Here is a 7,972-nt window from a genome sequence, read left to right as displayed (position 1 = left end):
GGTGGTCATTCAAACCCGTTTTTAGCGGTTTGTTGCGTGGGGCCCCGAGTTGTCTGGGGGGGGGCCCGGATTGGGGGCCCCCCTACTCATAGTGGTTAAACGGTAAAACCTGCGTTCTAGTTTGATGGTTTGATAGTCTGCTCAAAAAAACTTACCCAAACAATAGTCCTGTACAGGCAGAGGCAACTGGGTAAAATGGGGCTATGTCTCAATCAAAGCCTGTGCCTAACTCCTCTCCCTCTGCTGAACCCATAACGACAGAGAAACCCCTGTTTATCCTGGTTGACGGTCATTCTCTGGCTTTCCGTTCCTATTACGCCTTCATTAAAGGAGGTGGATTGCGAACAAAGACAGGGATACCTACGAGCGTGTGTTTTGGCTTTCTCAAATCCCTGTTAGAGGTGATCAGTTCTCAGCAACCTCAGGCGATGGCGGTGGCGTTTGACCTAGAATTGCCCACGTTTCGTCACGAAGCGGACGATACCTATAAAGCCGATAGACCGGAAACACCAGAAGACTTTATCCCAGATTTGCAAAATCTGAAGGAATTGCTAACGGCGTTGAATTTACCCGTCTTGGCAGTACCTGGTTACGAGGCTGATGATGTGTTAGCCACCTTGGCACATCGGGCGACTGATGAAGGGTATCAGGTGAAAATTGTAACCGGCGATCGCGACCTGTTTCAACTCATCGATCCGCAAAAGCCGATTACAGTTCTCTATCTTAGCAAGGAGGATTTGAAGCGTAGCAGTTCCACAGGAATCCAGGAGTATAGCACCCAAGAGGTAAAAAATAAACTGGGTATTACACCCAAACAGGTGGTGGATTACAAAGCTCTTTGTGGGGATAAATCCGATAATATTCCGGGAGTGAGGGGAATTGGTGAAAAAACGGCGGTTAAGTTGCTGAATGATTTTGGTTCCCTGGAGAGCATTTATGCATCCCTTGATCAGATTAAAGGCGCAGTAAAAACTAAGCTGGAAACGGGAAAACAGGACGCTGAACATTCTAAATATTTAGCACAATTGAAGTTTGATGCGCCTGTGGATGTGGAGTTAGAGGCGGGGAAGTTAGAGGGATTTGATACCTCTGTCCTCAAACCCCTCTTACAAACGTTGGAGTTTGAGTTTTTTCTGAGTAAAATTGACGAACTCCAGCAGCGTTTTGGCGGAAACGTCGTGGAAGAGACGGGGACAGAACCAGAACCATCCGTTGAAGACACTAGTCCTGATCTTTCTTTCTGGACAGCCGATGAAACGGAAGACTACCAGAAGCAAACTACACTCAGTTGTCCGATTCAACCTCAGATTATCGATACACAAGATAAGTTGGAGCAGCTTGTCGAAATCCTGAAAAACTGCACCAACTCCGCAACTCCAGTGGCTTGGGATACGGAAACCAGCGCTTTAAAGCCACAGAACGCCGAATTGGTGGGAATTGGCTGCTGTTGGGGAATAGAACCAGCAGAAGTTGCTTATATCCCCATTGCCCATGAGCAGGGTGAAAATTTAGAGCAACAGAGGGTTATAGAAACACTCCGTCCTATTTTAGAGAGCGATCGCTATCCCAAAGTGCTACAAAATGTAAAGTTTGACCGTCTGGTGCTGCGAACTCAGGGGATTAAACTAGCTGGGGTAGTCATGGATACGATGTTAGCCAGTTATGTCCTCAATCCAGATAATAGTCATAACCTTAATAGTTTGACTGAGCGTTATTTACCCCAAATTCAGCTAAAAAGCTACAAAGATTTAAAGATTCCCAAAGGAAAAACCATTGCTGCACTGAGTTGTCAAACAGTGGCAAATTACTGCGGGAGGCAAGTTTATGCTACGTTTCAACTGGTGCCAAAACTGCGAAAAGAACTGGAGGCAATTCCAGCCCTAGAAAAGTTGTTGCTGGAAGTTGAACAACCTCTAGAACCTGTGTTAGCCCAGATGGAATATCAGGGAATTCGTATTGATACGGCTTATCTCAAAAAACTCTCGGAATCCCTAGAAAAACAACTCGCAGACATTGAATATAACGCTTATCAAGAAGCAGGAGTTGAATTTAATTTAGGCTCTCCTAAACAGTTAAGTGAGTTACTGTTTGAAAAACTGAACCTTGACCGCCGCAAGTCACGCAAAATGAAAACGGGGTACTCAACAGATCATGCCACATTGGAAAAGCTACAAGGGGATCATCCGGTTATTGATGCTATTTTAGAACATCGTACCCTCTCTAAATTAAAATCTACCTATGTTGATGCGTTGCCGAAACTGGTTGATGAAAATACCCAGCGAGTGCATACAGATTTTAATCAAACCATAACCAGTACTGGACGTTTATCTTCATCGAATCCTAATTTACAGAATATTCCAATTCGGACGGCGTTTAGTCGCAAAATTCGTAAAGCATTTTTACCTGAATCGGGTTGGTTGTTAGTATCAGCAGACTATTCCCAAATTGAGTTACGCATTTTGGCACATCTGAGTCAAGAACCTGTACTGGTGGAAACATACCGGAATAATCAGGATGTTCACGCGGTAACAGCGAAGTTATTGTTTGAGAAAGAAACCGTAACACCAGATGAACGGCGATTAGGTAAAACGATTAACTTTGGCGTGATTTACGGTATGGGTCCCCAGCGATTTGCTAGGGAAGCGGGAGTATCGGCGGCACAAGGAAAGGAGTTTATTGACCGATTGAAGCAGCGTTATCCCAAAGTTTTCGGGTATTTGGAGCAAATGAAACGGGACGCGATCGCGAACGGTTATGTGGAAACTATTTTAGGTCGTCGGCGTTACTTTGAGTTCAATAGTAACAGACTGCGTGATGCTAAAGAGAAAAATCCTAAAGAGATTAATCTGGATGAATTTAAGGGAATCGATCAATATGACGCTGGGCTACTCAGAGCCGCCGCGAATGCTCCGATTCAAGGCTCCAGTGCTGATATTATCAAAATTGCCATGGTAAAAATGCATGAGGTTTTACAGAATTACCAGGCGCGATTACTATTGCAAGTGCATGATGAATTAGTCTTTGAAATTCCGCCGGATGAATGGGAGGAATTACAAGCCAAAATTCCAGAGACGATGGAATCAGCGGTTGAGTTATCTGTACCGTTAGTGGTGGATGTGAGTGAAGGTAAAAATTGGATGGAGGCGAAGTAACACTGATTTCACGGATTTAGAGGAGAGTTTAGGGTGGGGTGGGAGAGGTTAATAGAACTGATTGCACAGAGGGTGAGTTCTCTGTGTCAATAGGTGTGCTTTACTATTCAGGGTTTTGGAAAGTTTTATCTTTTCTGTGAAATCCGTGTCAAGACATAATGAATGATTCAGATGCAGTCAAGGCAATGAAATTGGTTATTGCTCATCAGACAGAACTACTAGAGAAATGGAGAGATATTCATGGAGAATAAGACTGAAGATAAGTTTGACTTAAGATAAAATCAAAGAGGCTTTTATAGATTCAGTGGTGTTATGTTTTCCCTAATACATAACACCTACTACCTAACACTTACTCTTTAGAAAAGATAGCTTAATCATGAAAAATACCGATCTGAATGAAGAAACATTAAAGAATGAGATCGCCCAAGCAAGATCAGCAGCACAAGTTGCCGATGCTTCTGAACCACGCGCTCAATCCGTCCATTACGATCACAAATCTGGTCGAACTGTTATTGAACTTCAAAATGGAGCCAGTTTTTTGTTTCCCCCAGATTTAGTTCAGGGGTTAATGGATGCCTCACCAGATGACTTGGCACAAGTGGAATTGACACCATCTGGTGAAGGTTTACACTGGGAAACACTAGATGTTGATCTCAGTATTCCATCCCTAATGCTCGGAATATTTGGAACTAAGGCTTGGATGGCTGAATTAGGTAGTAGAGGAGGCTCTGTAACTTCAACAGCTAAAGCAAGAGCAGCTCGTCAGAATGGTAAGCGAGGAGGGCGCCCACGAAAAACAGCTCAGGATACATAATCTGGAAACTCAGAAAAACAGGACATTAACAAACCGTAAAATTATGCGAGATCAGCTAAATGCTGAAAATAGCCACTTGTTCTAAATCCAATCTACATGTATCGGTTATTCCTGCTTGCAGTTTACGGTTACTCCTGTGCTATCTAGGTAGTAACACAGTAACGTTCTCCCTTAGTTTAGTAATATGTCTGACAATTTCCCATCTTCGGCTCAACTTCCACCAACCAGCGCCATCCAAAGTCACTCTTTAACCGCCACCACTGAACACTGGTTTGAGTATCCGGTGCGGGCACATCCTCACCACAGCGATTATGCAGGGGTGGTTTGGCATGGTAATTACTTAACTTGGATGGAAGAAGCACGGGTAGAATGCTTACGGTCTATTGGGATCGAGTATGCTGACTTAGTGGCGATGGGATGTGAATTACCCGTGGTTGAACTCTCTGTGCGCTATCACCGTCAGCTTCGCATGGGTCAGACGGCGATTGTCAAAACCCGGATGACGGATATAGACGGTGTTCGCATCTATTGGGATTACCAGATTCAATCGCCCGATAGCAAAGAACTCTATGTAACCGGTCGAGTAACGTTAGTGGCTGTTGACCGGGAGAAAGGCAAGATTTTGCGACAATTACCGTCAGCCGTCAAAGATGCACTCGTGAAGCTTTCCCTTTAGTGTCTGTGATAGGACAGCGACTCACTATGATTTGTCAATTATGTGAACGAGAGGTTGAGCATTTAACGATTCATCACCTAATTCCTCGACAGAAGGCAAAGAAGAAAAAAGTCGAGACAATTCCCACGGCGATGATTTGTTCTGCCTGTCATCGGCAGATCCATTCTCTGTTTGATAATACTCACTTATCCCAAGAACTCAATTCTTTGGAAAAGCTAAAAAATGAACCTCAAATGCAGAAGTTTTTAATCTGGGTGCAGAAGCAAGATCCTTCTAAACGGGTACGAGTGCATCGTCAACATTTCTACAGCTAGAGGCTCTCCCGTACTTGTGGTGGAAAACCCGATATTAGTGATAGCTTCCTTAAAAACATTGTTTTGAAAGCCTTGCCCCACAAAGTTTCCAAGAATAATCAGGTTTGCTTATCACCCTGACTACTGGAGAGCCACTACGAATGCCTAGAATATGATTTATGGACTTTCTTCCCCTTCCGGAAGTGGTTCGGGAAAATCGGGTGTCTCGTTATTACCAGGGGATGCAGTTGGTGCAGGTGTAGGCTGTTCACTTAATGTGGCAAGTTGCTTGACTTGATCTTTGTGCTCCTGCGGTGCGAGAGAAACCGCCGTGGTAAATAAAGGCTTGGCTTCTTCCGTTCTCCCTTGTTGGCGCAGAATTAGTGCTTTAGCCAATACCGGGCGAAAATCTTGGGGGTTTTCTTCGATCAGTTCATCATAAATGGTGAGGGCTTCTGTAAAACGTTGTTGACTCAGGTAGACTTCACCTAACAAAAGTTGGACGGAACTCACATCTACTCTACCGGGTTGAGTCTGATTCTGTTGTGCGGCATTTTTGATCTTATCTTGCAATAAACCAATTGCTGCTTCTGGACGGTTTTGCTGAATATACAGGGTGGCTAATCCTTTCAAAGCATTGATATCTCCGGGCTGTGAGGCTAAAATTTGACGGTAGGCTTGGGCGGCACCTTCGCGATCGCCTGTTTGTTCTTTCGCTTGAGCTAGCAATACCCCAAATTCCGGTTGGTCAGGATTCAGTTCAGCTAAGGCTTCTAGGGGTGCGATCGCGCCTTGAACATCCCCTAGCCGCAGTTTTGCTTCTAATAATCCTCGCAACGCGGTTTGATTTTGCGGTTCTCGCTGTAAAACCAGTTGATACCCTTTGGCTTGGTCTTCGAGTTGAGTTTGCTGTTCTGTTGATAGGCTGGGTTGGGTATTCGGTGTGGCGACAGCAGAAGGCTGATTGCTCTCTAGGACAGTTCCCAACAGAGGAATAATTGAGACACCTACTAATGCTAAAACTGCCAGCCCTAACACGACTTTGATCCAAACCCTGCGTTTTTGAGACACAAAAATTCCTTGAACTCTACTGACATTATGAACGCCTTGCCGTCTTTTGTGCCTCCTCAGGGGTGATTTCTGCTATCTTAATTAAAATGAAACGATATCTGAACGTACTACAGTTGTTCTGGAGTACTGCCCTCGCCGCTGAGCTAGAGTATCGCCTCAACTTTCTGATTGCTGCCTTAAGCAGTCTAGGAAACTTAGTGGGCAGTTTATTTGGGTTATTTTTGTTTTACCGCACGGGCTATACCTTTGAGGGCTGGAGTTGGGAAGAAGCCTTAGTGATTCTGGGGATTTTTACCCTTCTCCAAGGGTTTGCGGCGACGCTGCTGAGTCCTAATCTCAATCGCATTGTCAACCATGTCCAACAGGGTACCCTCGACTTTATCCTGCTTAAGCCGATTAGTTCTCAATTTTGGCTGTCATCGCGCACCCTGTCTCCTTGGGGATTGCCCGATTTAATTTTTGCTGGAATACTTCTAGTATATGCAGGTGAACGCCTTGAGGTTAGTTGGGTTAATTACCTCTTGGGCGCAGTTCCCCTGTTTTTTGGTCTGATCAGTCTTTACAGCCTCTGGTTTATACTCGGAGCCACGAGTATTTGGTTTGTCAAAATTTATAATGTGACCGAAGTGCTGCGCGGGTTTTTGGAAGCTGGGCGTTTTCCGATGGTAGCTTATCCCGCCGTTTATCGATTTTTCTTTACCTTTGTCGTCCCTGTGGCGTTCTTAACTACGATACCCGCAGAGGTGATCCTTGGTCGCGGTGAGTTGGTCTGGGTGGTTGGTGCTGCTATTCTGGCATTAGGATTACTGCTAGCTTCAGGTATCTTTTGGCGGTTCGCCCTACGGTTTTATACCAGTGCGTCGAGTTAATTAGGGGAACAGGGAACAGGGAACAGGGAGCAGGAAAAACAATGCGATCGCAATGGGACTGTTTACTACAAAATTTAGGCGAATGGCAAGGTTCATTTACCCGCTTTTCGCCACAAGGAGAACCGTTGACGGATACGCCAACGGTTGTCAGCTTAGAGGGACTCAATCAGAATCAAACGGTGCGCCAGGTAATTCGTCGCTATCCCCCTGATCGCGCCGTAGAGGAAACGGTCTTAGAATACAGTTCCTTAGCCAGAAGTGTGCTAGTCTTCGACACTGGCGCTTTTTCCCAAGGCTCAATGCAGTGGGGTCTTTTTTCCGAATTTGGTGCTGAATTAGGCTTAATTGCCGGAAATCGTCGCCTGCGGTTAGTGCAACTCTACAATAAAGACGCTCAACTGTCTCAGTTAACCTTAATTCGGGAAAAACGCGCCGGAACCGATACCCCAGAACGTCCCCCCCTAACTGTTGATCAATTACTGGGAGAATGGCTTGGCGAAGCCATCACCCTCTATCCCGACTGGCGCTCGCCAGATACCTATTCCACCCAACTCACGATTGAACGTCAAGACAGCAACCGCCTCATCCAACGGCTAACCTTTGGCGTCGGTGAATCCGTTCAGACCCTAACCTCCAGTGCTAGAATTGACGGAGCAATACTCCATTTCCAGGACGGCGCATTACCTGTTCAAGTGGTACTGCTTCCCGATGGCACGTCTTCTAACTGTCCATTAACCATTAAATCTGGTCACAGTTTCGCCCTAGAAGTCGGTTGGTTAGTCGAACCCAACCTACGCCAGCGACTGATTCGTCGCTATAGCGATCGCGGAGCTTGGGTGAGTTTGACGTTAGTCAGGGAGCAACGAGTGAAAAATCTTGCGTAAGCAGTTATCAATGATCATTATCAGTGGTTGCTGCTAAACGTATCGCTCACAACCCTAAAAAATAATCAATCATGACCGAAAAATTGGGTCACAAGCCTCCCCCTTCGAGGGGGAATTTTGTGCTATGATAACAATGGTTGAAATCCCCACCTAAGCTTGCAGCGATATACACTCATTATGAGTTGAAACCGGGACTGAGCCAGCAATAGGGAA

The 7,972-nt window shown here is 45.4% G+C and carries 7 protein-coding genes; 6 read left to right on the top strand and 1 reads right to left on the bottom strand.

What is annotated here, in order from left to right; genetic code table 11:
• The first annotated feature begins 203 nt into the window (after positions 1-203).
• The 4 genes from polA (at position 204) to RLO19_RS05965 (ending at position 4,956) form a co-directional block, all read left to right on the top strand.
• Positions 204-3,152 carry a DNA polymerase I gene (gene polA, locus RLO19_RS05980; protein WP_446354716.1) on the top strand — a complete coding sequence of 983 codons (2,949 nt, stop codon included), beginning with the start codon at positions 204-206 and terminating at the stop codon, positions 3,150-3,152.
• A 376-nt stretch (positions 3,153-3,528) separates the two neighbouring features.
• Complete coding sequence (locus tag RLO19_RS05975; RefSeq protein ID WP_446354714.1) at positions 3,529-3,966, top strand: DUF2442 domain-containing protein; 438 nt, start codon at positions 3,529-3,531, stop codon at positions 3,964-3,966.
• A gap of 184 nt (positions 3,967-4,150) precedes the next feature.
• Entirely contained in the window at positions 4,151-4,642 is a 492-nt protein-coding gene (locus tag RLO19_RS05970) for an acyl-CoA thioesterase (protein WP_446354712.1), read from the top strand.
• Between the two features lie 26 nt (positions 4,643-4,668).
• Positions 4,669-4,956, top strand: a complete 288-nt coding sequence (locus RLO19_RS05965; protein ID WP_446354710.1) for an HNH endonuclease — start codon at positions 4,669-4,671, stop codon at positions 4,954-4,956.
• Positions 4,957-5,112: 156 nt separating this feature from the next.
• Here the strand turns inward: RLO19_RS05965 and RLO19_RS05960 are convergent, their stop codons facing one another.
• Positions 5,113-6,006, bottom strand: a complete 894-nt coding sequence (locus tag RLO19_RS05960) for a tetratricopeptide repeat protein (protein WP_446354708.1) — start codon at positions 6,004-6,006, stop codon at positions 5,113-5,115.
• Between the two features lie 86 nt (positions 6,007-6,092).
• Between RLO19_RS05960 and RLO19_RS05955 the strand changes: the two genes are divergently transcribed.
• On the top strand, positions 6,093-6,875 hold the full coding sequence (locus RLO19_RS05955; RefSeq protein WP_446354707.1) for an ABC transporter permease: 783 nt from the start codon (positions 6,093-6,095) through the stop codon (positions 6,873-6,875).
• A gap of 41 nt (positions 6,876-6,916) precedes the next feature.
• Positions 6,917-7,759, top strand: coding sequence for a DUF3598 family protein (locus tag RLO19_RS05950; protein WP_446354705.1), 843 nt, complete (start codon positions 6,917-6,919; stop codon positions 7,757-7,759).
• Positions 7,760-7,972: the final 213 nt, after the last annotated feature.

It is taken from the genome of Coleofasciculus sp. G2-EDA-02, from assembly GCF_040226375.1.
Classification (GTDB): domain Bacteria; phylum Cyanobacteriota; class Cyanobacteriia; order Cyanobacteriales; family Coleofasciculaceae; genus Coleofasciculus.
This window is presented reverse-complemented; position numbering and strand designations above follow the sequence as displayed.

Excerpts from the sequence above, each read along its gene's own strand:
- polA (WP_446354716.1), top strand. The coding sequence starts at position 204 with ATGTCTCAATCAAAGCCTGTGCCTAACTCCTCTCCCTCTGCTGAACCC.
- RLO19_RS05970 (WP_446354712.1), top strand. The coding sequence starts at position 4,151 with ATGTCTGACAATTTCCCATCTTCGGCTCAACTTCCACCAACCAGCGCC.
- RLO19_RS05975 (WP_446354714.1), top strand. The coding sequence starts at position 3,529 with ATGAAAAATACCGATCTGAATGAAGAAACATTAAAGAATGAGATCGCC.
- RLO19_RS05950 (WP_446354705.1), top strand. The coding sequence starts at position 6,917 with ATGCGATCGCAATGGGACTGTTTACTACAAAATTTAGGCGAATGGCAA.
- RLO19_RS05955 (WP_446354707.1), top strand. The coding sequence starts at position 6,093 with ATGAAACGATATCTGAACGTACTACAGTTGTTCTGGAGTACTGCCCTC.
- RLO19_RS05965 (WP_446354710.1), top strand. The coding sequence starts at position 4,669 with ATGATTTGTCAATTATGTGAACGAGAGGTTGAGCATTTAACGATTCAT.